This window comes from Cyanobium sp. WAJ14-Wanaka, from assembly GCF_024345375.1.
Taxonomy (GTDB): Bacteria; Cyanobacteriota; Cyanobacteriia; order PCC-6307; family Cyanobiaceae; genus Cyanobium_A.
Genome location: NZ_JAGQAZ010000002.1, coordinates 347,052 through 373,892, shown reverse-complemented (window position 1 = coordinate 373,892; position 26,841 = coordinate 347,052). Strand labels below are relative to the sequence as shown.

Sequence of the window (26,841 nt, the reverse complement as noted above, 5' to 3'; positions counted from 1 at the left end):
GATGAACAGCTCCCATTCTCCCTGGCCCCTGTTCAGCAATGACCTGCCCCTGGCCCGGCAATGGCTCCAGCCCCAATTGGCGGCAATGCCTCCAAACATCCGCACAGGTCATGTGGCCCTGAATTTGGGGATGTACGGAGAGATCCGCACAATCCTCAACCAGCAGCAGCCCTTGGAAGCAGGTGCGGCCGCCCAATGGCGCTTCCGCCTGGCTCGCCACGACGGCCTTGCCAACCCCTATTGCCATCTTGTCCCTCCTGCGTGGCAGGAGCGGGCGGCCGGGGCAATAGCCCGGGCCATGGACCATGGGACGACCTTATTGGTAGCACTTAATGGTGGGCTAGGTGATCACTTGGAGGCCCTCAGCCTGGTGTTGCCTTGGGCCCAACAGAATCAAGTGCACCTCAAATTCAGCGCCAGCCAAGAGCGGCAGAGGCAATTCGCCGCTCTTGGCTGGCGGCAAGGCCCTTTGAAATGGAGCGAAGATCCCGCCGTGCCGGCGATGGCGATCCGCCATTGGCTTTTCAACCAATCTCCCGGCCCTGCCTACGGAAGCTGGATTGAACCAACGGCAACTGAACAGCTGGGGAAAAGGCCCCGATCAATGGGCCTGCTGTGTTGCTGGAGGGCCGCCGGGGCAGGAGATCGTCTCTCAGCCCATAGCCGCTCAGTGCCCTTTCAATTGGTGCGCCAGTTCTACAAACACACCCTGGCTAGGCAACCCGGATTGAGCATCACCGACATCAGCCTCTGGCAAGCATGGGAACAACAACAACTCTCTGGCCTGGGAGTCCAGCTGAAAAACCCCCAGCAGGGTGGCCTCCAGCAGCTTTCCGCGCTGATACATGCCAATCAAGTGCTCACAATCGATACCGCACTTGCCCACCTATGCGTGGCCCTTGGAGAAACTGGAATTGTGCTACTACCGCTGTTTTGTGATGAGCGATGGCAGGAATTAATGCAACCGCACAACAGCTACGCCAAGTTGCTGAGCATCAAACGCTCCACTCAATTTGGATCCTGGGATGAGCTGCTTGCCGGCCTAGATTGCAGCAAATTCTCATAGGCCTGCTCCAAAGACAGCGACTTCCCAATAAGGCCATGAAAGCTACGGCCCCAGTGCTGTAAATCCAACCAGGCCGCCTGCACCATCGCCGGCTTAAACAAACGAAATGTCTTGGAAATTCCCAAGGTGGCGGCGCTCTCTAAGGGAGACACCCAACTGCAATCTCCATCCTGCCAGCTGGGATGCTGAAGCCAATACTGAAGCTGGGCCGCACTTAGAAAAAAACAGCCAGCATGGGGATTGAGGGGAGACTCAAAAAAGATCCGTCCCCCCGGCCAATCAGCCGCCAGCGATGGTGCTGGATCTGCAATCACCTGCTGTAGTTCCAATTCATGCATTGGCCCATCAATATAAAATCTATCCACGGCATGGGGCTCATAATGCAATTCATAACGGTGGGGTAGCAATATGCAATCATCCCCTAGTTGGCTTCTAAACCAGTTGATCTTACGGAAAAACCAAGGGTCGTGAATCACCAGATCATCTTCCATATAACCATACATGTCATAACCTTGATCAAGGCGACTAACCAAAAACTTTTGGGCCTCAAATCCAAGATGCTTTGCTGTTTTGGGCTGGGTGATAACCATCTGAAATAGGCCCTTATATGGCTCAGCAACGCGATCCAGAACGTGGTGCTCACCATCGGTGATCACCTTGATATCTATTTGATGCTGCAGGGCCTGATTCGCTGGCTGCGCCTCCATGGCCGCAATGCTCAACTGCGCTTGCCTAGTGCCCAAGCGTTGCAAAGCCAACAATTGCTGCTGAAAGGCTTCAATCCGCGGGCTGGGATCGGGTCTCAAAGAAGCATGTTCGCCGCTCCCCTCCGGATTCCAGTGGTGAACGATGGCCAGCAGGATGCGCATGGTCACGCCCAATACCAACTAAGAATCTCATGCCAAGCAAAGGCTGGGAGATGATTTGATCGGGGCCTGCCCCACCCATGGCAAGCATTGGCGTAATCGATGAGCTGGACACCCGCCGATTGGATCAACCGCGGCGGCGAACTGCTGGCCACAAATCCAGCCATGGCCCAGCGTTGGCTAGGGCGGGGTATCCAAGCTCTACCCGCTCAGGCAGTGGGCTACTACAACCTGGCCATTGGCCTTCACCAGCAGGGCCACATAGCCGCCGCCATCCGCGCCTACCAAATTTGCCTCCAGCTGCCTGGTGCACCACTGCAGGAGGCCCACAACAACCTCAGCCAGGATCTGCTGTTGGCCGGGCGCTGGGAGGAGGGATGGGCTCTATATCGCCAGCGCTTCCAACGCAAGCCAGGTAATTACCCCCATTTTCTTCGGCTATTTGGCCCACCCCATTGGGGGCCTCTCAAGCCTGATGGCACCATGCTGCTGATGGGTGAGCAGGGCCTGGGCGATACCCTCCAATTCTGCAGATTCGCCCTGGAATTGCAGGCCAAAGGCATCAAGCCGATCCTGCTCTGCCAGCCAACCCTGGTGCCCCTGCTGAGGGAAGGTAGCGATCTACAGCATGTGGAAGCGGCCCTAGACGCCGAAAAACTCCAACCAGAGCAGCCCAATTGGCTGCCTTTGTTAGACCTACCAGCATGTCTGGGCTGCAACCCAAGGGAAATTGCCCACAGCCAGGGCTACCTGCGAGCTGATCCTGGTCGCATATCCCGCTGGCACCGGCTACTGCAAAGACGACCTGGGCACCGACTAATTGCCCTGCACTGGCAGGGAAATCCAAGCCATGAAAAAAGCCTTTACTCCCGGGGCCGCTCAATGGACTTCCACCACTGGCTAGGGCTAGCCCCAGTGGAGGGAGTGGAGTTTGTGTCTATTCAAAAGGGGGCGGGCAGCGACCAGCTGCGGCTGGATGCGGGCCTGCCCTTCGTGGACGGCCAGGCAGCCGTAGATGCCTCAATGGATTTCCGCGATACCGCCGCCGTGCTGGCCAATTGTGATTTGCTGATCTCCGCCGACAGCGGTGTGGTGCATCTGGCCGGAGCCCTCGGCCTGCCCACCTGGGTGGCCCTGCGCAAGGTTCCTGAATGGCGCTGGGGCCCCAGCGGCGAGCACACCCCCTGGTACAGCAGCCTGCGCCTGTTCCGCCAGCCCAGCGATGGGGATTGGGCCAGCGTGGTGGCGCAGATGCGCAGCCAACTACTCAGCACTGCAGATGGCGCCAGGTCGCCGGATTCAGCCGTATCTGGGGGGTAGTCCAATTAACCAGGCGGGGATGCACCCACAGCTCGGCACCGGCGCTGCGCAGTTGACCATGGAAGGCCACATGCTCGGCACACTGCCAGCGGATCAGGCGCACCCCCCCATCGCCGGTTTCAATCCAGCGACTACGGCTGCCCACATAGGCCACCTCTGGCAGCCGCCGTAGCCAGGAACCCCGGTAGAAACCCAAACCTCCGAAGGCGGATTCCACCGCCAACGGCTTCCCATCCAAAGGCAGGCTGAATTGCCTGGGCGTCAATACCGCCTCCAGCAGATCCTGATCGCTGAGTTCGGGCCGCTCTAGGTGAAGCTCCAGCTGCCGCTCCCAGATGTCGTCGGGGCAGAGCTGCGGATGCCGCAGGGCCCAAAGGTCGTAATAGGGCCCTCGCTGGTTTGCAAATACCGCCGCCGCCTGGGGCTTACCGGCAAACCATTGCAATACCTCAGCCACGGCCTCCAGCGACCAGGGGTCGGCATTCACCTCATCAAGATCCAGAATCATCAGCAGCGAATTTTCCGCCAGCAGCCCCCTTTGTCGCAGCCAGGCCAGGCCGCCGTTGCGCAGATGGGCTAAACGCTCCGTTTTTATAGGCAGGCGATCGGCTAATCCCGGCAGGGAAAAGGCGTGGTTGCCGGATCCGCCGCGGGCATAGGCCCGCAACACCTCGGCAGTGGCATCTTTGCTGTCGTTTTCCAGGATCAGCAGACCGGAGTTATCAAACCAGGGCCGCAGTCGATCAATGTTGGCCAGCACCGCTGGTAGCGCAGCGGCGCAGTTTTGGGCACAACCAAGCACCCACAAATCAGACCACGGCAACTGGATCACCATCGGCAGGGGATTCTCTCCATCAAATTCAGCATCCCCCTGGCGTAATGACCCCAGCTGCGCAGCGGGCGCTGGCGCACCTGCCCCTGGAGCTGGGCTAGCAGCTGCGGTTGGCGCTGCAGCTCGGCCAGGGCCAGGGCTAGCTCCTGCCAGGCCGTAGTACTCACCACCAGGCAGCCCCCGGGCATGGCCTGTTCCTGCAGGGCCGGCGCCTGCCCGACCAGACAGGGCTTACCCAGCCAGAGGCTCTCAAGCACCGGTAAGCCAAAGCCTTCCTCCAGGGAGGGATAAACGCTCAAATCACAGCGCTGGTAATAGGCCCGCAGGGCATGGTCATCGGCCTCGGCATCCCATGTAATCGGCAAGCCCAAGCCCTGGGCTCGCCGCACCAACTGCACCACACGGGGATCATTGGCCCATCCCACCAGTTGAAGCTCAAAACGCCCCGGACCCTGGGCCTGCAGCCAGGCCAAGGCCTGCAGCAGGCGGCGGTGATTCTTGCGGGGCTCTAGGGAGCCCACACTCAACAATCTCAAGGTTGATCTGGAGCCAGCATCTTCCAGCTGCTGGGGCCAGCGGCGGGGCACCCCAGGCAACTCGGCAGCCAAGGGCAGGATCTCTAGCCGGGCATATACCACCAAACCTTGGGCACGCCAAAACCCCTGCAACTGGCCGTGGCTGTATTCAGAAGTGGCGAAGACCAGGTCGTAGGAAGCCAACCCTTCCATGTAGGCCCCATGGCAGGCGGCCGCCTCTCCGCCCCAGGCCAGGGGGATTGCATCGTGGAAAACCGCCGCCAGCCGCCAGCAATAGCGCCTGGCGAGCTGCTGCAGCCAGGCCTGGCTGGGTTGGTGGGGTCCGCTGACCAGCTCCACAACCACCAGCCAACTGCCGGGGGCTAGGGGCTCCATGGTCCAGGAATCTGCCGGAGGACCATGCCAACTAGCTAAATGGGTCAGGGCTTCCGCCGAGGCCAGGGCCAGGCCATTTTTCTCCTCGCTCCACAGCAAAGGCACAATTGCTTCACCCGCATCAAGCAGCCCACGGGCCGTAGCCCTAAGGCAGCGCTGAATGCCCGTATTGCGCTGAAAGCGGCTGGTGTGGTGGCAATAGATCCCGATCATGGCGATCCACTACGCCCAACTACCCTCAGGGCCAGGCGCATCTCAGAACCACAACCGCCTGCCCAGCCGAAAACGGGCCATGGTTTGGGTCGGATGGCCGAAATCAGGCATCAAACTCATCCGATAGCCAGCCTGGCTAGCTACCGCTGCCAGCAAGGCTGGGGGGTAGTGGTAAGGATCTTGATGGGGGAAGGTGTCAAAAGCCTGACCCCACTTGTTCCGGCCCAGAGGTTGTAGCCAATTGGCGCCAGCCTCCAGGGAAAAGAAGGTGGAGTAATACACCCCACCAGGCACCAACACCTCCCGCAGCCTCAGCAGGCAAGTATGAATTGAGTTGAGATTTAGGTGGCTAAACAGGGAGTTAGAAAAGGCGATCTGAATCGGTCGATTTACGGCTGCGAGATCAAATTGATCAGAAGCAATCAAAGTATAATTTGAATCTGCGCCTATACCCACCTGCCGCAAGACTTCTTCTCCATAAACGAGGGTTTCCGGATTGAGATCCTGGCCGAAATACCAGCCGTTTTTAAGCAGCGGAATCAAAGCTGACCCCAGCCGCATTGGCCCACAGCCCAAATCCAAAACATTTGAACCAGGCCCCAAACCATGGCGCCTGAGGAACTGAAGCTGCATGCCCTGGTGCTCATGCCAAATCTTCTGGCTTTGCCGATCATCCAGGTGGCGCAAGTGATCTAGGAACACATGCTCCTGATAATCATTTTCCTGGTGGCTGCCCATGGGTTGGTTCATACAGGTTTTTGGCTAGGTAGCCAACGCACAAGTCCCATCTTTGCCAGCCAGCTCACCCCCATCGCCATGGCCTGATGGCGGTCAGGCTCTGCAGTAGCCAATAACTGACCAAGGGAACAGGGGCCCCTCCGGCCAAGATCCTCGAGCAACCGCTCCAATTCAGAACGTTGGCAATGGCAGCCTTCATAGCAGCGATCTAGGGCAGTGGGTCGGTCCAAGACCACTAGGGCCGCCTCAAGCTCCACTGCCAAGGCCAATGTGGTTGCGGGTGATAACTGGCTGCTGCCAAATCCGGCGAAGTCTTTGAAGGGATTGCCGCGCAGGGGATTGGGGCCGCTCTTTTGGGCCGCCGCCCCATGCCTGAGCTCATCAAGCTGCCCAAACAACTCCAAATACTGATTCACCACCACGGGCCAATCAAAGCGCTCCCGCACGCTTTGTCTGCCCGATTGACCCATGCGCCTGCGCAATTCAGGATCGACCGCCAAGGTGGCAATTGCCGCTGCCGCCGCCTCAACGTCCACCGCCGTGTGCTGGGCGACGGCCCCCACATAGTCCTGATAGCTGAATAGGCCTAGGCCATGGCGGGCTGCCAACTCATCGCCAATGCCCCCCTCCACTCCAGCAAGGGTGGGGATCCGAAACCCATCCAGGCCATCGCGCACGGTGTATTGGTAACCATCCCAGTCGCTAACAACCACGGCAATGCCACTGGCCATGGCCTCGATGGGGGAGAGGCCGAAGGTTTCCTGTGGATTATCAACTAAGGATAAAAACAAATCAGCTCCAGCCCAGCACCGATCTAACACCGCCTGGTTCCGACCATCCAAAAAATGCACTGGCACCGCAGGGCAATAACGCTCAGCAGACTCCCGATAGCGCTCTTGATCCTTTTCTCCCCCAGGAAACCAACCGGCCATCGCGAAATGAAGCCTCTGCCCCGCCGCCGCAGCCCTTTCCAGGGCTAAAAACATGGGCTGGGGAAAAGCCTTTTCATAATAGGAAAGCCTGCCCACCCAAAGCACCAACACATCCTGATCTGCCACTCCCAGCTGGTGGCGCAATTCCCGCCGATAATCCACATTGTCAGCGACTTTTTTAATGCCCTCAAGGTTTACACCAAGGGGTATCAGGGGTAGCTGGGGCCGGGGGAAAGTCCTAGCCCCAAGCCGCTGTTGAAGATGGAGTTCCCACTGGTCAAACATTGCCTCAAGGGCATTTTTGACACTCGGAGAGGTACAAATCAAGGCGTCCCAGGGTTGCACGGGGGCAATTGTGGTCGCACCAATTTGTTCACGAACTGCCGGTGGTGCCAGGGTGTGAATCAAGCCCACCAAGCTATAGGCCCCATGGCTACGAAATGCACTCCTCATCCACGCCAATTCAGCCAAATAGGGCTGCCCCCTAAGCAACAATCCACTTTGGCAAGGTGCGTAAAGATCCAGCAAATCCGAGCTGGCAAGCCTGGTACTACTGCCCACAGGTAAGTAGGCGCTCTCTAGATCTTCTCTGTCTAATGATTGGGCAGAAAGCCAATGGACGGACGAAAATTTTCCATGCTGGACCAGCGCTCGAAACAGGCCCAAATTTGCCACATCTTTGCCAAATGCTTCCCTTGGAAGCTCAAGGCCCAATGATGGAGCGTAAATAGTTAGCTTGGTACAACCAGCTAGAGATTGAGCAGGATTATTAGGCAACTGTTTTAGACGCCCCTAAGCTTAAGCAATGTCTTTAAAGTTTTGAAGAATATTAGTAGATCTAGGCTTAAATTCCAGTTGCGCAGGTAATAGAGGTCGTAGCTCAGCTTTAGCTCAGACTCATCAGTGGTGGATGGATAGGCCGGACCGCACACCTGGGCCCAACCACTCAACCCTGGCAACATCCAGTAGCGCTTGCGGTAATGGGGAATCTGCTCGGCCAGCTGATCGTCCAGCCGAGGCTGCTCGGGCCTTGGACCTATCAAACTCATTTCGCCCCGCAGCACATTGATGAGCTGGGGCAATTCATCCAGGCGCGTGCGTCGCATCCAGGCGCCCACATTGGTAACCCTGAGATCTCCCTTTGTGGTCCAGGGAGTAGCCGCATTAGCCCCTGCTACCCGCATGGTGCGCAGCTTAAAAAGATCAAAACTCTGGCCCATCCAGCCAGTACGCTTCTGCACATACAGAATTGGCCCCCTATCTTCGAGCCAAATAGCAAAGCTAAGTATCAAAAAGATTGGCATGCTAATCAACAGCATCGGCATAGCAAGGGCCACATCCGCAGTTCGCTTCAGCTTGCGCTGAAAGCTCAATTCATTGGTCCAGGGAAGATCAGAGAGATCTAGCCATTCCTCTGGAAGCAATCTGGGTGGAATCCGCTCAAGCTGCCGCTGGGCAAGATCTTCAATTGTTGTAACTACAACTCCCTGGGAGCGCAAAGTACCAATTTGGCTGCGCTGATGATCGCTCAAATCAATGTCGTGGGCCACCGCTAGGGAAAAAGGGCGGCGTAATACCGAAGAATCTAGCGAGGAGGAATTGGTTAGTTTTCTAGGATTTAGGAGTTTTGGAGGGCGTACGAAGGGATTACGTTGCCACTCCCGCAACACATCATTCTGGTGATGGGGGGCAGCCATCAGCTGCCAGACCGGCCTGGAAAGGCTACGGCTAATTATTCTCAAAATAAGCCTTATAAAAAGCGCAAAAGCGGATTGCAATCCAAGCAGCTCAACCAAAACGATACGATCTAATAAAATAAAGGAATATCGATCAAGGTCAAGCATCCATCCCAGCAAAATCAAGCTAGATAATGTGGCCAGGCCTGTAATTAAAAGCCTTTGTATTACAAGCCTTAAGCGCAGCCAGGGCCAGCGCAGAAGTGTATATCCCCCAAGCAGCCAAGAAAACAGCACATAGGTGCTCCCCACGGCAAAAATTAGCCAGGAAGGCTGCAATAGATTCGGCCCATGGAGCAGATTGAGCAATAAAGCTGCAAAGCCCATCGCCACAAGGTCCAGACCTGCGCAGAGAAACAACAATTTTCTCGGGCTACGCCAGGGCAAAAACGGCTCTCGCAACTCGTCAAATCTTAAGCTCCGCCGCTGGTTTTAGAAACCGCGTTGCCGCAGCTGATCTGCTGGCACAGGCAATTTCTCAGTTGCCGTGATACTCCAGATACCAACGCAAGGTGGCTTCCAGCCCCTGCTCGAAGCTGTGGCCAGGCCTCCAGCCCAGCTCCGCCGTGATCTTGCTGGCATCGATGGCATAGCGGCGATCGTGGCCGGCCCTGTCTTTCACCGGCGTTATCAACCTTGAGTGGGGCGCCCCCTCGGGCCGCAGCTGGTCCATCAGTGCACAGATCGCCTGCACCACCTCAGTGTTTGTGCGCTCACTGGGCATACCGTGATCGCCTGCGCCTCCCACGCAGTAGCTCTCCCCCAGCCGGCCGCGCGTAGCAGCCAGCAACAGGGCCTCCACGTGGTCTTCCACATAGAGCCAATCACGCACGTTCTGGCCGTCGCCATAGAGCGGTATCGGCTCACCGGCAGCTGCCTTGAGGATCACCACCGGGATCAGCTTCTCGGGGAACTGCCAGGGGCCGTAATTGTTGGAGCAGTTGGTGAGAACCACCGGCAAGCCGTAGGTGTGGTGCCAGGCACTCACCAGATGGTCGCTGGCCGCCTTGCTGGCGGAATAGGGGCTGCGGGGGTCATAGGGGGTGGTTTCCGAGAAGCGACCCTCGGGCCCCAGGGAGCCAAACACCTCATCGGTGCTGATGTGATGAAAGCGGAAGCCGGCTTGGCGCTCCTCTGGCAGCTGCTCCCAGTGGGCCCGCACCGCCTGGAGCAAGTTGAAGGTGCCGTTGATATTGTTCTCGATAAAGGCGCCAGGGCCTGTAATCGAGCGATCCACGTGGCTTTCCGCTGCCAGGTGCATCACCAGATCTGGATCAGCCTGCTTCAATGCCGCGGCCGTTGCCTCGGCATCCGTGAGATCCACCCTTAGGAGTTGGTGGCGGCAATCTCCACTGGCAGTGAAACCCCTTTGCTCCAGCTCGGCGAGACTGAGCTCAATGCTGCTGAGATCACTGGCGTAGCCGAGCTTGTCGAGGTTGAACACCAGCGCTTCGCTGCCAGTCAGCAGGCGGCGCACCACCGCCCCACCGATAAAACCGGCACCACCGGTAACCAACACCCGCTGGATGCAGGGGGGAAGGAGAGCTGCGTCCACAGCGACCTGATCAGTCGTCCCAGCCTATGGGCTTGCAGGGGCGTTAATGAAGTTGGTCAATTGACCAAATTGCTGGAGAGAAGCGAGATAGACGGCTTTGTCGTCCTGCGTACGGGAGAACCCCAATTTCGCCGAAGCCACTGGCTGGTAAGCGCCTAGGCCACAACTTGATCCGCAACCTGGGTCAAAACCTCCTGCAATGCCTGACGCCAATGCAAAGCCTCCAGCCCCAGGGCCGCACGGCTGGCGGTGCAATCGAGCAGGGAGTAACTGGGCCGCTGGGCGGGGGTGGGATATTCGGCGGTGGTGAGCGGTTGCACCTGGGCCGCATGGTCCAGCAGCCCTGCCGTCACGCCTAGTTCACCAATGGCGAGCGCGAAGTCGTACCAACTGGCGGCACCGGCATCGCTCCAATGCAGGACCTGCGGCAAAGCAGCTGCCGCAGCAGGCTCCAGGCCCACCCCCAGCGCCCGCCAACCGGCCGCAGCAAAGGTCAGGGTGCTGGTGGGGCAGCCCACCTGGTCGGCAATAACGCCAAGGGCATCGCCAGCCGCGGCCTTGAGGCGATGCAGCCGCAGCATCGTGAGGCAAAAGTTTTTACCCACTGGCCCATACACCCAGCCCGTACGCAACACCCGCGCCCCCGGCAGCTGCAGCGCCGCCGTTTCCCCCGCCGCCTTGCTGGCGCCGTACACCCCCAGGGGATCCAAGGCTTGCCCTGGCTTGTAGGGGCTGCCCTGGGCGCCGTTAAACACAAAATCGGTGCTCACCTGCAGCAGCCGGCCAGTTTTGCCATCAGCCAGGGAAAGCTCAGCCAGGGCAGAGGCAAAGGCCGCCGGGGCTCCGGCATTAACTGCCATTGCTAGCTCGGGCTCGCTTTCTGCCCTATCCACTGCCGTGCAGGCGCCAGCATTCAGCACCCAATCGGGCCTGTGCTGCAGCACGGCCTCTCTGCAGGCGGCGGCGTCCGCCAAATCCAACGCCACCAAGCCATCGCCCCCATTGCGGCTCGTCGCAACCAAATCAACCCCTGGGGGCCTGGAGGCGATCAGGGCCCTCCCCAGTTGGCCAGCAGCTCCAGTGAGCAGCACCTTCATGGCTGGAGCAGGGCTAGGCGAATTGCAATTGTGGCAGCCGAGAAGCCAGCTCCCCACGGCACCAGCAGTGCCAGAATGGCGCTGAAAACTCCATTTCAGCAGCGGAAATGGCGATTGTTACGCGCTTTTTGCGACCCCCCGCCGGGAGCTTCTTTCTGTTTGGCCCACGCGGCACAGGCAAATCGACCTGGCTGCAGCAGGTTTTTCCAACGGCATTGCGACTCGACCTGTTGGCCCCGGAGATCCTGCGGGCCTATCAGGCACGGCCAGAGCGCCTACGGGAACGGGTGGATGCAGTGATCGGCCAGGGCAATGGACCGACCACCGTGGTGATCGATGAAATTCAGAAGGCACCGGAGCTGCTCAACGTGGTGCACGCACTGGTGGAGGCGCAACCTGGATTGCGCTTCGTACTGACGGGTTCAAGTGCCCGCAAGCTGCGCCATGGCGCAGCCAATTTGCTGGGTGGTCGACTGGTGGCCGCCCACATGCCGCCCTTCCTGGCCGCCGAACTTGAGGATGAATTCAACCTTGAACGGGCATTGCAAATCGGATTAGTGCCCCTGGTCTGGCAGGCCCCAGACCCCCAGGCCACTCTCGCCGCCTACGCCGCGCTCTATCTCCAGGAAGAAGTGCAGGCTGAAGCTTTGGTGCGCCAGATCGGCGCCTTCGCGAGATTTCTCGAAGTAATCAGCTTTTCCCATGGCAGCCAGCTGAATTTGGCAGAACTGGCCCGAGAAGCCGAGATCCCCCGTAAACGGGCGGAAAGTTACCTGGGCGTCCTGGAGGATCTACTGCTGGGATACCGCCTGCCCGTGTTCCAGCGCCGGGCACAACGCCAATTGGTGCAACACCAAAAATTCTTTTTTTTCGATGCCGGTGTATTCCGCTCACTGCGCCCCCGCGGCCCGCTCGATTCACCTGCAGAAATTGATGGCCTGGCCCTTGAAGGCCTAGTGGCCCAGCATCTCCAGGCCCTCTGCCAACTGCGTCAGGGGGGAGCAAAGCTCTGCTTTTGGCGCACCCGTGCAGGCCTGGAAGTGGATTTCGTGGTGTACGGCCCCGACATCTTTCTGGCGGTGGAGGTGAAACGCAGCAGCAGGATTGATCGGCGTGATCTCACCGGCCTCAAGGCGTTTGGCGTCGACTATCCAGAAGCCGAGCGGGTGCTGCTTTCGTTCATGCCAGAACCACTGCTAATCGATGGCATTCGCTGCGAACCAATCGGCCCGTGGCTAATCACACTCAAGCCGTAACAACTCCATAACCCGCCTCAGCCAACAGGGGCGCTTCCGCATCCTTAGCCGAGAGCTGCGGCTCAATCAACCAGCCCTCAGCCCCAAGGGGCCAGTCGATCGCCAGTTGGGGATCGTCCCAGCGGATCGCCCGCTCGCAGTCCTTGCTCCAGAAGTCGGTGGTCTTGTAGAGCACTTCGGCCTGCTCACTCAGGGTGAGAAAGCCATGGGCAAATCCGGCCGGCACCCACAGCTGCTGGTGGTTGGCCTCACTGAGGCGGGCCCCCACCCACTGGCCAAAACTCGCCGAATCACGGCGAATATCCACCGCCACATCGAAGATTTCACCGATCACACATCGCACCAACTTGCCCTGGGGGTGGGGCGGCAGCTGGAAATGCAGGCCCCGCAGCACCCCACGGCTGGAGCGGGAGTGGTTGTCTTGCACGAACTCAGGCGCCGGCTGGCCATCAGCCACCAGGGCCTCAGCAAAAACCTGCTGGTTCCAACTCTCAAAGAAGAAGCCCCGCCCGTCGCCAAAAACCTTCGGCGTAATCAACAACGGCCCCTGCATAAGGGCACCACTGCCATTGGCGCCGGCAGTGGAGCTGGTAAGCCGTTCAGCCCGCATTGGGATTCTCCAGCAATTGCAGTAGATAGTCGCCGTAGCCACTTTTACGTAGGGGGGTCGCCAAGGCCCCTAGCTCAGCAGCCGTAATCCACCCCATGCGCCAGGCCACCTCCTCGGGGCAGCCCACCTTCAGACCCTGGCGGTGCTCCAGGGTGCGGATGTAACTGCCGGCCTCGTGCAGCGAGTCGCAGGTGCCCGTATCCAGCCAGGCCATGCCCCGGCCCATCAGCTCCACCTGCAGTAACCCTTCATCCAGATACTGCTGATTGAGGTCGGTGATCTCCAGCTCACCGCGGGCCGAAGGAACCACCCGCCGGGCCCGCTCCACCACTGAATCGTCGTAGAAGTAGAGGCCCGTCACCGCATAGCGCGACTTGGGCCGAGTGGGTTTTTCCTCCAGGCTCAGCACCCGCCCATCGGCTGCAAACTCCACCACCCCGTAGCGCTCGGGATCACGCACTGGATAGGCAAACACCGTGGCGCCACTGCTATCGCCATTACAGAACTGCAGTTGGGGGCTCAGATCATGGCCATGGAACAGGTTGTCTCCCAGCACCAAGGCCGCGGCCGCCCCGGCCAAAAAGTCTGCTCCGATCAAAAAGGCCTGGGCCAATCCGTCGGGGCTGGGTTGGATGGCGTATTGAATTGCCATGCCCCAGTTGCTGCCATCTCCCAGCAAGCGCTCAAATGCCTGCCGATCTTCCGGGGTGGTGATGATCAGCACTTCCCGGATCCCCGCCAGCATCAACGTGGTGAGCGGGTAATAGATCATTGGCTTGTCGTAGACAGGCAGCAACTGCTTGCTCACCGCCCGGGTGATCGGGTGCAAGCGGGTGCCGCTGCCCCCGGCCAAGACGATGCCCTTGCGACCTTGCAGTTGAGGCTCTCTCCACTGAGAGAATGCTGCCATGGCAGCGGTACAACTACTGATCCATGCCCCCGGAGCTCCCGGTCTGCGCTGGCTAGGCCTGGGCCCCGGGCTGCTTCCCACCCGGGGCCTGTGGAAGCTCCAACGGCTACTTGATCAGCACACCTTCTGGGCCCAGGGGCGAAGCCGCAGCCAGCTCCGCCAGATGCTGGCCGGCAGTGCAGCGGTGGCGAGTCTCTGGCGCGGTAAACGGCTGGTGGGTTTCGGCAGGGCCAGTAGCGACGGCGTATTTCGGGCCGTGCTTTGGGATGTGGTGATCCCGGAAGACCTCCAGGGCCAGGGCCTGGGCCGCCAGCTTGTGGAGGCCCTGCTGCAGTCGCCCAAGCTGCGCGCCGTTGAAAGGATTTATCTAATGACAACCAACAGCGCCAACTTCTATGGCCAACTGGGCTTTCAAAATGCCGGCCAACAGCGACTGCTCTTGAAGCCAGGCCCCTCCGCGGGATAGCCCAGCGCCACAGTTGAGGGTGGATAGGGCGGGTGCGGCTTAGGAGGGTGGTTGGCGTGTCTTAGGGAAGTTGGTCAATTGACCAATCTCCTTAAGCGTCTTGAAAACCACCAAGCACCCACCAACTAGTTCCCCACCCCGATCACATCACCAAACCAGCTCAACCTGGAAGCGCCTTCATCAAGCTGCCCATCTCCAGGGCCTGGAGGCCGTAGCTCCAGCCGAGGTTGCTCTTGATGCCTGCGCGCTCCAGGGCCTGCTGCATGGTGTCTGTGGTGAGTACCCCAAAAATCACCGGCACGCCGGAGGCGCGGGAAACCGCTGCCACACCCTTACTCACCTCTGCGACCACCACATCAAAATGGGGGGTGTCGCCGCGAATTACGGCTCCGAGGGTGATCACGGCCTGGTAGCGGCCGCTGGCCGCCATGCGCTGGGCCACCAGGGGAATTTCAAAACTGCCGGGCACCCAAGCCACGTCCACCTGGCTGCTGGTGTCAGAGGTGTCGATGCCGTGGCGCGATAGGCAATCAAGGCAAGCACTCAGGAGCTTGGCCGTTACCAAATCGTTGAAGCGGGCCACCACCACGCCAATGCGCAGGCTTGAGGCCTCCGTGAACCGTCCTTCAAAAATCGCCACGGCTGGAAGGGTCTGCTGGGGGAGGTTGGCGCCCTAAAGCACCTCAGGTATCAAGCCTAGCCAGCCACACCCCTGGGCCCCTTCAGACCACGAAAAAGCTCATGCCCCAGTTGACCAGCACCAGAGCCACCCAGGCGATGCCGCCCAGCAGGATCAGGCGGTTGGAGCGGCCGGAATCTTCGCTGCTGGCGTAGAGCACGGGCACGGCCACGATCAACGCAAACGACATCACCACTAGGGCGAGAACGGTGAGGGTATTGAGGATCTGCATCGGGCCATTTCAGGCAGTGGCAGGATTCTCACATGGGGGCAAGGCCATAGGCGACCGGTGCTGCGGATGCTTCACAAGTTGTGGGGCTGGCAAGGAACCATCGGTGACAACAGGGCAACTCACCTAAGCTTCAGCCCCCTCCAAGTTCTCCAGCCGTGGCCGCGCCAGTCGAGCAGCAGCCTGAGCTGGCCATGCAGGGCAGCCTGTTTGGCGAACCGGAGCCACCCGGCAAACAACCCGGCAGCCCGCCCCCCCCAAATTCGATTCCAGAGCTGGATGAGCAGGCACTGCTCAGAGATGCAGCCCAAAGGCCCCGTGAGAGACCGCGCCAGAGACCACATCCAAAGCCTCTACAAAAACCCAGCCAAGAGCTCCCTTCAGAAGAAGCCATTCCCGCCGAGACCAGCACCAACGACCTGCCCCCCTGGCACCACCACGGCCTGGTGCAAGCAGAACAACTCACGCCGATGCTGCGCCACTACGTGGAGCTCAAGGCAGCCCATCCGGAGCGGGTGTTGCTCTATCGGCTGGGTGACTTTTTTGAGTGTTTCTTCGAAGACGCCATCACCCTCTCGCGGCTACTGGAGTTAACCCTCACCGGCAAGGAAGCGGGCAAGGCGATTGGTCGGGTGCCGATGGCGGGCATTCCCCACCATGCAGCTGAGCGCTATTGCGCTGAATTGGTGCGCCGCGGCCTCAGCGTGGCGCTATGCGATCAGCTCGAAGAAGCCGGCAGCAGAAACCCAGCCAAAGGTGAGCTGCTCAAGCGGGGCATCACCCGGGTAATCACCCCCGGCACGGTGCTCGAAGAGGAAATGCTCAGCGCCCGCCGCAACAACTGGCTTTGCGCCGTGGTGCTGGCGCCCCAGGGCCTGGGGGGCCGCTGGGGTTTGGCCGTGGCCGATGTGAGTACGGGGGAATTTCGAATAACGGAAAGGGAAGGCTCAGACCTGCTGCACCAGGAGCTGCTGCAGGTGGAGGCCGCAGAAGTGCTCTGGCCGGAAAAATTGGGTCTTCCGGCGGAAGCGGCTCAAGGCGCTGCCAATAGCAAGCCCGCCTGGTGCCCGGAAGGCCTGCACCTCACCCACCTACCCCGGACTCCGTTTGAAACTCCCGAGGCCAGCGCCACCTTGAAAGGACGCTTTGGCCTGGCCAGCCTCGATGGCCTGGGGCTTGGTGAATTGCCCCTGGGCCTTAGGGCCGCAGGGGGGTTGGTGGCCTACCTCGATGCCACCCAGAGCTCGGGCGAAGCAACTCCCGCCCAACAGGTGCCCCTGGATCTGCCAATCACCTGGCATGCCGGCGATCAACTGGTGATTGATGCCCAAACCCGCCGCAACCTGGAGCTCACCAAAACCCAGGTCGGTGGCCAGATCCACGGCTCCCTGCTCTGGGCCCTCGATCGCACCTGCACCGCCATGGGTGGCCGTTGCCTCAGACGCTGGATCGAAGCGCCCCTGATCGACCTCGAAGCAATCCTCAACCGCCAGGCGGGGGTGAGCGAACTGGTGGCGGGCCGGCAGCTGCGCCAGGCGCTGCGCAGGCTGCTTAGGCCCATGGGGGATTTGGAGCGCCTGGCCGGGCGGGCCGGTGCTGGCACCGCGTCCGCCCGGGATCTGGTGAGCCTGGCCGATGGCCTGGAGCGATTGCCCCCATTGGCTGGCCTGGTGGCCAAGAGCGTTAGTCCGCCGCTAAGGGCCCTGGCCCAACCCTGGCCCGAGCTCGCCAGCCTCGCGACCCTGCTGCGCCACACCCTGGTGGAGTCGCCGCCGATGGGCCTAAGCGAAGGCGGCCTAATCCACGACGGCGTGGACCCCCAACTCGACGGCCTGCGCAACCAGCTCGACGACCAGGAGGCCTGGCTGGGTCAGCAGGAAACCCTGGAGCGCCAAATCAGCGGCATTTCAACCCTCAAACTCCAGTACCACCGCACCTTTGGCTACTTCCTGGCGGTCTCAAAGGCCAAGGCGGCCTCGGTGCCCGAGCACTGGATGCGGCGCCAAACCCTGGCCAATGAGGAGCGCTTCGTTACGCCGGATCTCAAGGCCCGTGAGGGCAAGATCCTCCAGCTCAAGGCCCGAACTGCCCAGCGCGAATACGAACTGTTCGGCCAGCTGCGCGCCCAAGTAGGAGAGCAGGCCAGCTCCATTCGGGTGGCGGCGCGGCTTGTGGCCGAACTAGATGGGGTCACCTGTCTGGCCGAAGTGGCCGCCACCGGGGGCTACTGCTGCCCCGAAATCAGCGAAGGCCGCGAACTGCTGATCGAGGGGGGTCGCCACCCGGTGGTCGAGCAGCTGCTGGTGGAGAAAGGCTTCACCGCCAACGACCTGGCCCTGGGTTCAGGGCCCATCAGTAGCGCAGGTCATCCAGATTTGATCGTGCTGACCGGCCCCAATGCCAGCGGCAAAAGTTGCTATCTACGCCAGGCGGGCCTGCTGCAACTGATGGCCCAAATGGGCAGCTGGATCCCTGCCAAAGCAGCGCGGATCGGCATTGCCGATCGAATTTTCACCAGGGTTGGCGCCGGAGACGACCTCGCCGCAGGCCAATCCACCTTCATGGTCGAAATGGCCGAAACCGCCAACATCCTTCACCACGCCAGCGAACGCTCCCTGGTGTTGCTCGATGAGATCGGTCGGGGCACCGCCACCTTCGATGGCCTCTCGATTGCCTGGGCCGTGGCCGAACACCTGGCCAGCCCAGAACTCAGAGCCCGCAGTGTGTTTGCCACCCACTACCACGAACTAAACGAGCTGGCCGCACTCCTACCCAACGTGGCCAACGCCCAGGTGCTGGTGGAGGAAACGGGGGAAGAGCTGCTGTTCTTGCACCGGGTAGTGCCCGGTGGAGCCAGCCGCAGCTACGGCATTGAGGCCGCCCGCCTGGCGGGGGTGCCCCCCTCGGTGGTGCTGCGAGCCCGGCAGGTGCTCAGCCGCATCGAGGCCAACAGCCATGTGGCCGTGGGAATCCAGCCCGAAAGCCAGCAACCCGCCAAATCGCAAAGGCACGCCAAATCGCAAATGGTTGCCTAGACGAGCTCAAGATCTGCTTTAGGCCTGCTCTGCCGCCGCCAAAAACCCGTGGCGCAGCAGGGCATTACAGGCAGCAGCCACCAATCCGGCTCCGCCCTTGGAGCCCCCGAGCCCCAGGTGCACTAGGCCACTGGCGCCCAGGTGACGCTTGCTCTGTTCCACCCCCACAAACCCCACGGGCATGCCCACCACCAGGGCCGGCGACGGACAGGCCCCAGCTGCCACCAACTCCAGCAGTCGCTCCAAGGCAGTGGGAGCACTGCCAATCAACACAACAACGCCAGTGCCGCCTAATCGAACCTGACCTAGATCCGCCAGGGCCAGCGCCATCCCCGCAGCCGTTCTGGTGCTGCCGGCTGGGGGTTGGGCAGGGGCCCAATCGAGCACGCTGGCCACCCGATTAGCGAAGGTGCGCCGTGCCATTGGAGCCACCGCCGCCGCCGCCATGGCCGTGTCGGTGAGGATCACTGCGCCGGCTGAAAGGGCCGCCGCTCCGGCTTCGCAGGCCCCAGGGGAAAACTGGAGATCATTCGCCAGGCTGAGGTCGCCACTGCTATGGATCAATCGCAGCAGCACATCACTTTCCAATGGGGAAAGCGGAGAAAGCAGATCCACCGGCTCCTGGGCCAAAGCTGAGCGGATCAAGGCGATGCTTTCACTAAAAATCGGATGGTCGAAAGCCTGGGGTACCACTGCCTGGGGTGACGGTGAAGGATCAGGTAACTGATCGGGCAACTGATCAGAAAATTGATCGGGCAGACGGTGGACTGACAACGGCCCTAGCCACTTCAAAGCTGTTTACCAATTCTGTACATCCTGTAGGCCTTACATAAGCTGTACAGCCTGTACATAATTTCCATAGGCTTCAAAAAAGACCCAACCAAGCCCTAAAGGAAAACCAAAAAGCAAGCTAAAAAGCAAATCAAAAAACAAGACCTCCCAACAAAACCTCAAACCAAAAACCAAGCAAACCCCCCTGGGCCCTGCCATCACCATGAATCCGACTCCCCAGCCCCAGCCCAAGTGCCAACCAAGCTCAGCCTTTGAAATGGCTGACAGTGTCGGTGTGGAGGCCGCACGACGTCGCCTACCGGAGCTGCTTGACCGCGCCGCAGGCGGGGAACGGATATTGATCAAAAGACATCACAAACCCGTTGCCGCCCTGGTACCCCTCGCCGATCAACCGCCGGCGGATCCGATCCGTCGTCAACGGCAGATCCAATCACTCTTGGGCCTGCAGGGCAGCGGTCGTCACTGCTGGAACCGCGATTCACCACGTCCCGCCCGGCCCGTACCCGCAACCCCGGCCTATGTGCAGTCCGTGCAACGGGACCAGGCCTTTGCACCCCACCTGCTGCGTCGCGGCTCGAAGGTGGCCCTCGATGGCAGTGCCCTAGTGGCCTACATCTGTGATGCCAAGGGCACTGGCAAATATCTCGGGCCCCTAATCGAAGGGATCGCCCAGGGCTATTGGCTGGGGGTGTTGAGCACGGTCAGCCTGATGCGCGTGCTGGAAGGTCCCCTGGCCTGCGGCGATGAAGCCCTGGTCCAGCGCTACAGCCAGGCCTTTGCCGATGGTCGCCACTGGCAACTGATCAGTCCTGATGCGGCCATGGCTGCGGCCGCCGTTCGTCTGCGCCGCCAGGAACCACAGCTCGATGAAATCGGCGCCATCGAGCTGGCCACGGCCATCCAAAGCGGTGCGGCCGTGCTGGTGACCGATCACCCCGCCCTGGCCCACACTGGCCAGCACCCGGTGCTGAGCGCCCTGCGGATCTGAGGCCCAAGCCCATGCCGATTCACCTCTACTGGGGCGACGATGAAGCCGCCCGGCAGAGGGCCGTCGATGGCCTGATCGCCCAGCTGGTGGATCCGGCCTGGAGCAGCATCAACCTCAGTCGCCTCGATGGCAACGACGCCGGCCAGGCGGCCCAGGCCCTGGGTGAAGTCCGCACGCCCCCCTTTGGCAGAGGTGCCCGGGTGGTGGTGCTGCAGCGCAGCCCCTTTTGCAACCAATGTCCGACAGAACTGGCCGAGCAGTGGGAGGCAAATTTGGAGCTCGTGGCCGAGCAATGCCACCTGGTTTTGGTCAATCCCGGCAAGCCCGATGCCCGGTTGCGCACCACCAAAAGCTTGCAAAAACTGATTAAGTCTGGGGAAGCTTTCGAAAAATCCTTCCCATTGCCGGCCATTTGGGATGGGGCCGGCCAGGTGGAGTTGGTGCAACGCACGGCCAGGGAGCTTGGCCTATCAATCGAGCCAGAAGCCGCTGAAGCCCTTTCCGAGGCAATCGGCAGCGATAGCGCCCGCCTAGCAAGCGAGCTGGAAAAACTCTCGCTCTATGCCAATGGCAAAAGCATCAAAGCAGAAGCGGTAGCAGCCCTAATCGGCAGCCAAGCCACCAACAGTCTGGCGGTGGGCGATGCCCTGCTGGCTGGCCAACCGGCCAAGGCCATTGCCCTGGTGGATGCCCTGCTGGAGGCCAATGAACCTGCCCTGCGAATCGTGGCTGCCCTATCGAGCCAAATCCGAGGCTGGCTCTGGGTGAGCCTGCTGGAAAAGGCCGGGGAACAGGACGTGGCCGTAATTGCCAAGGCAGCAGGCATCGGCAACCCCAAACGCATCTACGTGATGCGCAAGCAAATTCGAGCCAAGCCAGCCAAGCTTTTTCTCCAACTCCTGGGCCAGGTGCTGGATGTGGAGGCAGCCCTGAAGCGGGGCACCGACGGGGGCGATGCCTTCCGCGATGGCTTTTTACTGGCCGGCTCCCGCCAATCTGACCCTGGCAGCCAGCAATAATCAGCCCTTACTGCGCGCACGCAGCCACCCATGGCCCTGCTGGTTCAGAAGTTCGGGGGCACCTCGGTGGCCGATGCGGCGCGTATCCAGGCGGTGGCTAAACGCATCGTCCGCTGCCGCGATCAGGGCAACGACCTGGTGGTGGTGGTCTCCGCCATGGGCCACACCACCGACGAGCTCACCGGACTAGCAGCCGCCATCAACCCCAATCCTCCCCAACGGGAGATGGACATGCTGCTCGCCACCGGCGAACAGGTCTCGATTGCCCTTTTGGCGATGGCCCTCCATCGCGAGGGGGTGCCGGCGGTATCGATGACCGGTACCCAGGCAGGGATCATCACCGAATCTGCCCATGGTCGGGCCCGCATTCTCGAGATCCGCACCGAGCGAATTCAGCGGCTACTGGCCGATGGTCAGGTGGTGGTGGTGGCCGGATTCCAGGGCACCAGCTCGGGAGCTGCAGGCACCCCCGAAATCACCACCCTGGGCCGGGGCGGCTCCGACACCTCAGCGGTGGCCCTGGCTGCAGCTCTTGGGGCCAGCGCCTGCGAGATCTATACCGATGTGCCCGGGGTGCTGACCACCGATCCGCGCAAGGTGGCAGATGCCCAATTGATGGAGCAGGTGAGTTGCGACGAAATGCTGGAGCTAGCCAGCCTGGGGGCGGCGGTGCTCCATCCCCGCGCCGTGGAGATTGCCCGCAACTACGGCGTGCCCCTGGTGGTGCGTTCCAGCTGGGGCGAAGGGCCCGGCACCCTGCTCACCAGCAACCGCCGCCAGCCCCTGGGTCATGGGGGCCTGGAGCTGACCAAACCCGTCGATGGGGCAGAGCTGGAGAGCAACCAGGCCCTAATCGCCCTGGCCCATGTACCCGATAGCCCCGGGGTGGCGGCCCAACTGTTTGAAGCCCTCGGCAGCGCTGGGCTGAATGTGGACCTGATAGTGCAGGCCACCCACGAAGGCAGCACCAACGACATTGCCTTCACCCTGGCCGCAGATCAATTGGACCGGGCCCAGTTGGTGTGCCGGGAAGTGTTGGCGGCCTTGGGTGCTGATCCGGAAGAGGGGGGCGCCCAACTGAGCGCTGAGTCGGGGCTGGCCAAATTGAGCATCTCCGGAGCCGGCATTCTTGGTCGCCCTGGCGTGGCGGCGCGCCTATTCGACACCCTGGCCAAAAGTGGCATCAACCTGCGCCTAATTGCCACCAGTGAGGTGAAGGTGAGCTGCCTGGTGGCCGGCCATCAGGGGCAGAAGGCGCTGCGCGCAGCAGCTGAAGTATTTGAGCTGGGCGAAAACCAATTGCGCCACAACCCCGCCCCCTCCAAGTTGGGTGAACCGGCCGTGCGCGGCGTGGCCCTCGATCGTGACCAGGCCCAGGTCGCAGTGCGGCGGCTACCGGATCGGCCTGGCACTGCAGCAGCCGTTTGCCGAGCCATGGCCGATGCACAAATCAGCCTCGATGCGATTGTTCAATCGGAACGCACCCATGGCAGCGGCGAGCAACTCAGCCGCGACATGAGCTTCACCCTACGCAAGGAAGATCTGAGCCGAGCCGAAGTTGCCCTCAAGGCCCTTCTCAAGCAATGGCCCGGTGCCCGCTTTGAGCCGGGGGCAGCTATCGCCAGGATCAGTGCCGTCGGAGCGGGAATGCCCTGCACTCCAGGTACGGCCGCCAAGATGTTTAAGGCCCTGGCTGCAGAAAAAATCAACATCGAGCTAATCGCCACAAGCGAAATTCGCACCAGTTGTGTGGTGCCAGAGGCCGACGGCGTTAGGGCCCTCCAGGCAGTGCATGAAGCCTTTGGCCTAGGTGGGGCAATCCAGCACCACGCCAAGGGCTCTGAATCACCCCTCGAGCAAACCGCCTAGTAGATCCTGCCTATTTGGTGGCTGGCTGGTTAGCTCCTGCCAGCTGGGGACTGACATCCACCAGCACCATGCCATCACGGCCCCAGCCGGAAGCCGGCAACAGGCTGGGGGCACCTGGAGCGGGGGCAGCCTGGGAGCCGGCGGCAAAGGTGCCATTGACCCAAGCCAAAATCAGGGGCGCCAACACGGGCAGCTTGGTTGGTTGGGATGGGGTGCTGGTCTTCGGGCCAGTGGTGGAAGAACTCTTGGCGGCCGGAGCCCGCAGGTTGAAATGATCGCCACCTTGTACTAGCACCAGGCGATGACCAAGGGCCGGAGACTGGGAAAAGACTGCCAGGGCCTCTGGATCGGGCGGCACCACCCAATCCTTGCTGCCGCTAACTAGCAACACCCGGGCCTGGATCTCCTTGGCCGCATCCGGATCAAACAACAAGCCAATGGGGGGGCTCACCGCAATCACCGATGTGACCCGTGGATCCGCCTGGGAAGGCGAATCAGCCACGGAGACAAAGCTGCACTGGAGGATCCAGCTGAAGTTGCGATCGGAGCCGGTTAGATCACCACAGTTCTTTTGCAAGGGCTCTGCCCTAGAACGCCCGCCAGCCAATTGCAGGGCAGTGATTGCCCCCCAGGAGTGGCCCACCACCACGGTGGATTTCACCTGAACCCCATTCAAGCCAGGCAGTTTCCCCCCCTGAATTGCATCGAGCACCGCGCTCACATCCATCGGCCGCAGGCGCAACTCCTGGGGCGTGGGGGGCGGCGATTCGCCGGCGAGCATGGCCCGTTGCTGATCCTGATCACTGCCGGGATGTTCGGGCAGCACCACGGTGTAGCCATAGCTGGCCAGGTGGCGAGCCCAACCCTCAAAGTTCTTCGGTGAATCCCAGAGCCCGTGGGAAATCACCACCAACCTGCCATTGGGAGATTTAGTCGGCTGGATCACCACTAAAGAGAGCGGAACAGATCGATGGCTAACCACCAGTTCCAACTCCCGGCGCTCCACGGATGCAGGCCCAGGCTTGCTGAACCCGGGTGCAGCCGCCACAGAAGGCAGGCTTGCCAACAATTTATTGGTGAGCTCCCGCTGCTGGGCATTGCGGTTTATCGCCCGCACAACCAGGGGCAAATTGATGCGAATTGCCTGGCCCGGCAGCGCCTGTAGCAGGGAATAAAATGTAATCTTACCGTCTACTGATGCCTTGTCAATAACATTTGCCAACACATCCGCTGAAATATCCTTAGTCTTAAAACCTTCCAGCTCCCCCAGGGAGGAAAGCACCAAAATCACCTGCTGCAACAGGGGCGAACCTGAATCCTTATCAAAAGCACCCTCACTGAGGGGCAGGGGATTGTGGAGAACCTGAATCAACTGCCTGCCAATCGAGCCATCTAGGGCCCGATCTAAATCGGCAAGATCGCTTTTACCCGCAAGCAACGCCTTGGGATCGGCCAATTCCGAAAGGGCAATTGAGTGGGTCTCCCCTGAAAATGGAGCCACCAAATCAACCCTCTCAACGGCCCGCCCGGGCCTTGCCAGGGGAGCAATCGCAAGCGCTGCCAATAGACCCGGCAAGGCAAGCAAAGCTCCTGCCGAACAGGCGGCCGAAAGGCGATTCGGTTTGCGATTAAGCTTGCGACTGAGTTTGCGATCAAGTTTTTGCACTGCGGTGCCGCCATGCCGAAAGAACTTATCTCCCAATTTTAGCACTTGCCAACTAATTTTTGGCGCAGTGTTTTGATTTTGTCGCGCAGATTCGCCGCATCCTCAAACTCTAGATTCTTGGCGGCAGCCTTCATCTTCTCCTCCAACTGTTGGATTAGCTCGGGCAGGGCATCCAGGGGCACCAGGTTGTATTCGGCCTTATCGACCACTGGCTCAATCTGCTCGTCGTTGAGGCGGCGGGAAACCTCCAAAAACGACAAAATTGAATTGCCCGCCCGCTTGCCCGCTGGGCTTGGGGTGATGCCGTGCTTGACGTTGTAGGCATGCTGAATTGCCCGGCGGCGCTCCGTTTCTGAAATCGCCTTGGCCATCGAATCGGTGAGGTTGTCGCCATAGAGCAGGGCCTTGCCATCAACGTGGCGGGCAGCACGGCCAATCGTTTGGATTAGGGAGCGTTCGGCCCGCAGAAAACCTTCCTTATCCGCATCCAGAATCGCCACCAGCGAAACCTCGGGCAAGTCCAGGCCTTCACGCAGCAGGTTCACACCCACCAGCACGTCGTATTCACCATTGCGTAGATCCTGAATAATCTCAATTCGCTCCAGTGAATGAATTTCAGAGTGCAAGTAACGCACCCTCACCCCATTTTCCGCCAGGTAGTCGGTGAGGTCTTCCGCCATGCGCTTGGTCAGGGTCGTCACCAAAACCCGCTCCTGCCTATCAGAGCGCTCACGGATTTCACCGAGCAGGTCGTCGACCTGGCCATCGGTGGGGCGCACCTCCACAATCGGATCCAGCACCCCGGTGGGCCTAATCACCTGCTCCACTATCTGGCCCTTACTCTGCGCCATCTCCCAATTACCAGGGGTAGCGCTCACAAAGATTGTCTGACCAGCTTTTTGCCAAAATTCATCACCTTTTAAGGGCCGATTATCCGCCGCACTGGGTAAACGGAAACCGTGCTCAATCAGCACCCCCTTGCGGGATTGGTCGCCGTTGTACATCGCCTGCAATTGGGAGCAGGTGACATGGCTTTCATCCACCACCAAAAGCCAATCCTTAGGGAAATAATCAATCAAACATTCCGGTGGCGTGCCAGCTTCCCTGCCCGTCAAATGGCGGGCGTAGTTTTCAACCCCATTGCAATAGCCCACCTGTTCCAACATTTCGAGGTCGTAGGTGGTGCGCTGCTCCAGTCGTTGGGCCTCCAGCAGGCGCCCCTGGCCCTGGAGCAGTTCTAGGCGCGCCTTGAGCTCTGAGCGGATCGCCTTAATGGCATCACCCAGCCGCTCCTTGGGGGTCACAAAGTGCTTGGCCGGGTAAATATTGATGGCATCCATACTCTGCAGAATTTCGCCGGTGGTGGGGTCCACGTAGCGAATCGCCTCAACCTCATCGCCAAAGAGCTCAATGCGCACCAGCCGATCTTCATAGGCCGGGCCAATCTCGAGCACATCCCCCCGCACCCGAAAACGGCCCCGAGTGATCTCCAGATCATTGCGAGAGTATTGATTATTGACTAAATCCCTGAGGGAGCCCCGCAGATTTAGGGTGGATCCCACCTCAAATTTGACCGCAGCTTTTAGGTATTCCGAAGGAATTCCTAAGCCGTATATACAACTGATTGAGGCCACCACAATCACATCCTTACGCTCAAATAACGACCGCGTCGCCGAGTGGCGCAGCATGTCTATTTCTTCGTTGATTGAAGCTGTTTTAGCGATATAGGTGTCCGAGACGGGCACATAGGCCTCGGGCTGGTAGTAGTCGTAGTAGGAAATAAAATATTCAACGGCATTGTTTGGGAAAAATTCCCGCAGCTCATTGCAGAGCTGGGCCGCCAGGGTTTTGTTGTGGGCCAAGACCAAGGTGGGGCGCCCGGTTTGGGCGATCACATTGGCAATCGAAAAGGTCTTGCCAGTGCCCGTTGCACCCAAAAGCGTTTGGTAGCGCTCGCCTTGATTGACGCCAGCAACCATCGCCTTAATGGCGCTGGGCTGGTCGCCCTTGGGCTCGTAGGGGGCGTGGAGTTGGAAGGGGACCATGGCCCCCATTC

Annotated in this window: 23 protein-coding genes; 8 read left to right on the top strand and 15 right to left on the bottom strand. The window is 60.4% G+C overall.

The window, feature by feature from the left end; translation table 11 throughout:
- Nucleotide 1 precedes the first annotated feature (1 nt).
- The gene (locus KBY49_RS08610) at nt 2-1,066 is read left to right on the top strand and encodes a hypothetical protein (RefSeq protein WP_254934377.1); all 1,065 of its coding nucleotides are present in this window, start codon (nt 2-4) and stop codon (nt 1,064-1,066) included.
- Here the strand turns inward: KBY49_RS08610 and KBY49_RS08605 are convergent.
- Nucleotides 1,009-1,935, bottom strand: coding sequence for a hypothetical protein (locus tag KBY49_RS08605; protein WP_254934376.1), 927 nt, complete (start codon nt 1,933-1,935; stop codon nt 1,009-1,011). The two genes, KBY49_RS08610 and KBY49_RS08605, sit on opposite strands and share 58 nt — an antisense overlap.
- 99 nt (nt 1,936-2,034) lie before the next feature.
- Here KBY49_RS08605 and KBY49_RS08600 point away from each other — a divergent pair, with 99 nt between their 5' ends.
- Nucleotides 2,035-3,252, top strand: coding sequence for a glycosyltransferase family 9 protein (locus KBY49_RS08600; protein ID WP_254934375.1), 1,218 nt, complete (start codon nt 2,035-2,037; stop codon nt 3,250-3,252).
- Here KBY49_RS08600 and KBY49_RS08595 read toward each other — a convergent pair.
- From KBY49_RS08595 to rfbD, 7 genes are all read right to left on the bottom strand, one after another.
- On the bottom strand, nt 3,200-4,087 hold the full coding sequence (locus KBY49_RS08595) for a glycosyltransferase (RefSeq protein WP_254934374.1): 888 nt from the start codon (nt 4,085-4,087) through the stop codon (nt 3,200-3,202). The two genes, KBY49_RS08600 and KBY49_RS08595, sit on opposite strands and share 53 nt — an antisense overlap.
- Nucleotides 4,081-5,208, bottom strand: coding sequence for a glycosyltransferase (locus KBY49_RS08590; protein ID WP_254934373.1), 1,128 nt, complete (start codon nt 5,206-5,208; stop codon nt 4,081-4,083). Before KBY49_RS08590 ends, KBY49_RS08595 begins: the two co-directional genes overlap by 7 nt.
- Before the next feature lie 42 nt (nt 5,209-5,250).
- Nucleotides 5,251-5,946, bottom strand: coding sequence for a bifunctional 2-polyprenyl-6-hydroxyphenol methylase/3-demethylubiquinol 3-O-methyltransferase UbiG (locus tag KBY49_RS08585; RefSeq protein ID WP_254934372.1), 696 nt, complete (start codon nt 5,944-5,946; stop codon nt 5,251-5,253).
- An 8-nt stretch (nt 5,947-5,954) separates the two neighbouring features.
- Nucleotides 5,955-7,331 carry a glycosyltransferase family 4 protein gene (locus KBY49_RS08580; RefSeq protein WP_254934371.1) on the bottom strand — a complete coding sequence of 459 codons (1,377 nt, stop codon included), beginning with the start codon at nt 7,329-7,331 and terminating at the stop codon, nt 5,955-5,957.
- A gap of 329 nt (nt 7,332-7,660) precedes the next feature.
- Nucleotides 7,661-8,941 (bottom strand): sugar transferase, encoded by a 1,281-nt coding sequence (locus tag KBY49_RS08575; protein WP_254934370.1) that lies wholly within the window; start codon nt 8,939-8,941, stop codon nt 7,661-7,663.
- A gap of 151 nt (nt 8,942-9,092) precedes the next feature.
- The gene (rfbB, locus tag KBY49_RS08570) at nt 9,093-10,169 is read right to left on the bottom strand and encodes a dTDP-glucose 4,6-dehydratase (protein ID WP_254934369.1); all 1,077 of its coding nucleotides are present in this window, start codon (nt 10,167-10,169) and stop codon (nt 9,093-9,095) included.
- 155 nt (nt 10,170-10,324) lie between these two features.
- Entirely contained in the window at nt 10,325-11,266 is a 942-nt protein-coding gene (gene rfbD / locus KBY49_RS08565; RefSeq protein ID WP_254934368.1) for a dTDP-4-dehydrorhamnose reductase, read from the bottom strand.
- A gap of 107 nt (nt 11,267-11,373) precedes the next feature.
- Here rfbD and KBY49_RS08560 point away from each other — a divergent pair, with 107 nt between their 5' ends.
- Nucleotides 11,374-12,522, top strand: coding sequence for an ATP-binding protein (locus tag KBY49_RS08560; protein WP_254934367.1), 1,149 nt, complete (start codon nt 11,374-11,376; stop codon nt 12,520-12,522).
- Here the strand turns inward: KBY49_RS08560 and rfbC are convergent.
- Together rfbC and rfbA are read right to left on the bottom strand one after the other, a co-directional pair.
- The gene (gene rfbC, locus KBY49_RS08555) at nt 12,512-13,132 is read right to left on the bottom strand and encodes a dTDP-4-dehydrorhamnose 3,5-epimerase (protein ID WP_254934366.1); all 621 of its coding nucleotides are present in this window, start codon (nt 13,130-13,132) and stop codon (nt 12,512-12,514) included. The two genes, KBY49_RS08560 and rfbC, sit on opposite strands and share 11 nt — an antisense overlap.
- Nucleotides 13,122-14,042 (bottom strand): glucose-1-phosphate thymidylyltransferase RfbA, encoded by a 921-nt coding sequence (rfbA, locus tag KBY49_RS08550; protein ID WP_254934365.1) that lies wholly within the window; start codon nt 14,040-14,042, stop codon nt 13,122-13,124. The genes rfbC and rfbA overlap by 11 nt, the downstream gene beginning before the upstream one ends.
- Between rfbA and KBY49_RS08545 the strand changes: the two genes are divergently transcribed.
- Nucleotides 14,041-14,508: a GNAT family N-acetyltransferase gene (locus KBY49_RS08545; protein WP_254934364.1), complete on the top strand. Its 468-nt coding sequence runs from the start codon at nt 14,041-14,043 to the stop codon at nt 14,506-14,508. The two genes, rfbA and KBY49_RS08545, sit on opposite strands and share 2 nt — an antisense overlap.
- A gap of 160 nt (nt 14,509-14,668) precedes the next feature.
- Here the strand turns inward: KBY49_RS08545 and ribH are convergent, their stop codons facing one another.
- Together ribH and psbZ are read right to left on the bottom strand one after the other, a co-directional pair.
- Complete coding sequence (gene ribH, locus KBY49_RS08540) at nt 14,669-15,148, bottom strand: 6,7-dimethyl-8-ribityllumazine synthase (RefSeq protein WP_254934363.1); 480 nt, start codon at nt 15,146-15,148, stop codon at nt 14,669-14,671.
- Between the two features lie 82 nt (nt 15,149-15,230).
- Nucleotides 15,231-15,419 (bottom strand): photosystem II reaction center protein PsbZ, encoded by a 189-nt coding sequence (gene psbZ / locus KBY49_RS08535; protein ID WP_254934362.1) that lies wholly within the window; start codon nt 15,417-15,419, stop codon nt 15,231-15,233.
- Between the two features lie 191 nt (nt 15,420-15,610).
- Between psbZ and mutS the strand changes: the two genes are divergently transcribed.
- Nucleotides 15,611-18,451: a DNA mismatch repair protein MutS gene (gene mutS / locus KBY49_RS08530; protein ID WP_254934644.1), complete on the top strand. Its 2,841-nt coding sequence runs from the start codon at nt 15,611-15,613 to the stop codon at nt 18,449-18,451.
- Nucleotides 18,452-18,469: 18 nt separating this feature from the next.
- Here the strand turns inward: mutS and KBY49_RS08525 are convergent, their stop codons facing one another.
- The gene (locus tag KBY49_RS08525) at nt 18,470-19,144 is read right to left on the bottom strand and encodes a precorrin-8X methylmutase (RefSeq protein ID WP_396099799.1); all 675 of its coding nucleotides are present in this window, start codon (nt 19,142-19,144) and stop codon (nt 18,470-18,472) included.
- 301 nt (nt 19,145-19,445) lie between these two features.
- On the opposite strand from KBY49_RS08525, the gene KBY49_RS08520 reads away from it, so the two are divergent.
- From KBY49_RS08520 to KBY49_RS08510, 3 genes are read left to right on the top strand one after another with little or no spacing between them, the layout of a single operon-like run.
- Nucleotides 19,446-20,231, top strand: a complete 786-nt coding sequence (locus tag KBY49_RS08520) for a type II toxin-antitoxin system Phd/YefM family antitoxin (protein WP_254934360.1) — start codon at nt 19,446-19,448, stop codon at nt 20,229-20,231.
- A gap of 11 nt (nt 20,232-20,242) precedes the next feature.
- Nucleotides 20,243-21,250 (top strand): DNA polymerase III subunit delta, encoded by a 1,008-nt coding sequence (holA, locus tag KBY49_RS08515; RefSeq protein WP_254934359.1) that lies wholly within the window; start codon nt 20,243-20,245, stop codon nt 21,248-21,250.
- A 30-nt stretch (nt 21,251-21,280) separates the two neighbouring features.
- The gene (locus KBY49_RS08510) at nt 21,281-23,119 is read left to right on the top strand and encodes an aspartate kinase (protein ID WP_254934358.1); all 1,839 of its coding nucleotides are present in this window, start codon (nt 21,281-21,283) and stop codon (nt 23,117-23,119) included.
- A 10-nt stretch (nt 23,120-23,129) separates the two neighbouring features.
- Here the strand turns inward: KBY49_RS08510 and KBY49_RS08505 are convergent, their stop codons facing one another.
- A complete protein-coding gene (locus tag KBY49_RS08505) occupies nt 23,130-24,683 on the bottom strand; it encodes an alpha/beta fold hydrolase (protein WP_254934357.1) in 1,554 nt (517 codons plus the stop codon).
- A 140-nt stretch (nt 24,684-24,823) separates the two neighbouring features.
- Nucleotides 24,824-26,830, bottom strand: a complete 2,007-nt coding sequence (uvrB, locus tag KBY49_RS08500; protein WP_254934356.1) for an excinuclease ABC subunit UvrB — start codon at nt 26,828-26,830, stop codon at nt 24,824-24,826.
- Nucleotides 26,831-26,841: the final 11 nt, after the last annotated feature.

What these genes read in the sequence shown, in the direction of transcription:
- KBY49_RS08610 (WP_254934377.1), top strand. Translation starts at nt 2, where the DNA reads ATGAACAGCTCCCATTCTCCCTGGCCCCTGTTCAGCAATGACCTGCCC.
- KBY49_RS08605 (WP_254934376.1), bottom strand. Translation starts at nt 1,935, where the DNA reads ATGCGCATCCTGCTGGCCATCGTTCACCACTGGAATCCGGAGGGGAGC.
- KBY49_RS08600 (WP_254934375.1), top strand. Translation starts at nt 2,035, where the DNA reads ATGAGCTGGACACCCGCCGATTGGATCAACCGCGGCGGCGAACTGCTG.
- KBY49_RS08595 (WP_254934374.1), bottom strand. Translation starts at nt 4,087, where the DNA reads ATGGTGATCCAGTTGCCGTGGTCTGATTTGTGGGTGCTTGGTTGTGCC.
- KBY49_RS08590 (WP_254934373.1), bottom strand. Translation starts at nt 5,208, where the DNA reads ATGATCGGGATCTATTGCCACCACACCAGCCGCTTTCAGCGCAATACG.
- KBY49_RS08585 (WP_254934372.1), bottom strand. Translation starts at nt 5,946, where the DNA reads ATGGGCAGCCACCAGGAAAATGATTATCAGGAGCATGTGTTCCTAGAT.
- KBY49_RS08580 (WP_254934371.1), bottom strand. Translation starts at nt 7,331, where the DNA reads ATGAGGAGTGCATTTCGTAGCCATGGGGCCTATAGCTTGGTGGGCTTG.
- KBY49_RS08575 (WP_254934370.1), bottom strand. Translation starts at nt 8,941, where the DNA reads ATGGGCTTTGCAGCTTTATTGCTCAATCTGCTCCATGGGCCGAATCTA.
- rfbD (WP_254934368.1), bottom strand. Translation starts at nt 11,266, where the DNA reads ATGAAGGTGCTGCTCACTGGAGCTGCTGGCCAACTGGGGAGGGCCCTG.
- KBY49_RS08560 (WP_254934367.1), top strand. Translation starts at nt 11,374, where the DNA reads ATGGCGATTGTTACGCGCTTTTTGCGACCCCCCGCCGGGAGCTTCTTT.
- rfbC (WP_254934366.1), bottom strand. Translation starts at nt 13,132, where the DNA reads ATGCGGGCTGAACGGCTTACCAGCTCCACTGCCGGCGCCAATGGCAGT.
- KBY49_RS08545 (WP_254934364.1), top strand. Translation starts at nt 14,041, where the DNA reads ATGGCAGCGGTACAACTACTGATCCATGCCCCCGGAGCTCCCGGTCTG.
- rfbA (WP_254934365.1), bottom strand. Translation starts at nt 14,042, where the DNA reads ATGGCAGCATTCTCTCAGTGGAGAGAGCCTCAACTGCAAGGTCGCAAG.
- psbZ (WP_254934362.1), bottom strand. Translation starts at nt 15,419, where the DNA reads ATGCAGATCCTCAATACCCTCACCGTTCTCGCCCTAGTGGTGATGTCG.
- mutS (WP_254934644.1), top strand. Translation starts at nt 15,611, where the DNA reads ATGCAGGGCAGCCTGTTTGGCGAACCGGAGCCACCCGGCAAACAACCC.
- KBY49_RS08520 (WP_254934360.1), top strand. Translation starts at nt 19,446, where the DNA reads ATGAATCCGACTCCCCAGCCCCAGCCCAAGTGCCAACCAAGCTCAGCC.
- holA (WP_254934359.1), top strand. Translation starts at nt 20,243, where the DNA reads ATGCCGATTCACCTCTACTGGGGCGACGATGAAGCCGCCCGGCAGAGG.
- KBY49_RS08510 (WP_254934358.1), top strand. Translation starts at nt 21,281, where the DNA reads ATGGCCCTGCTGGTTCAGAAGTTCGGGGGCACCTCGGTGGCCGATGCG.
- uvrB (WP_254934356.1), bottom strand. Translation starts at nt 26,830, where the DNA reads ATGGTCCCCTTCCAACTCCACGCCCCCTACGAGCCCAAGGGCGACCAG.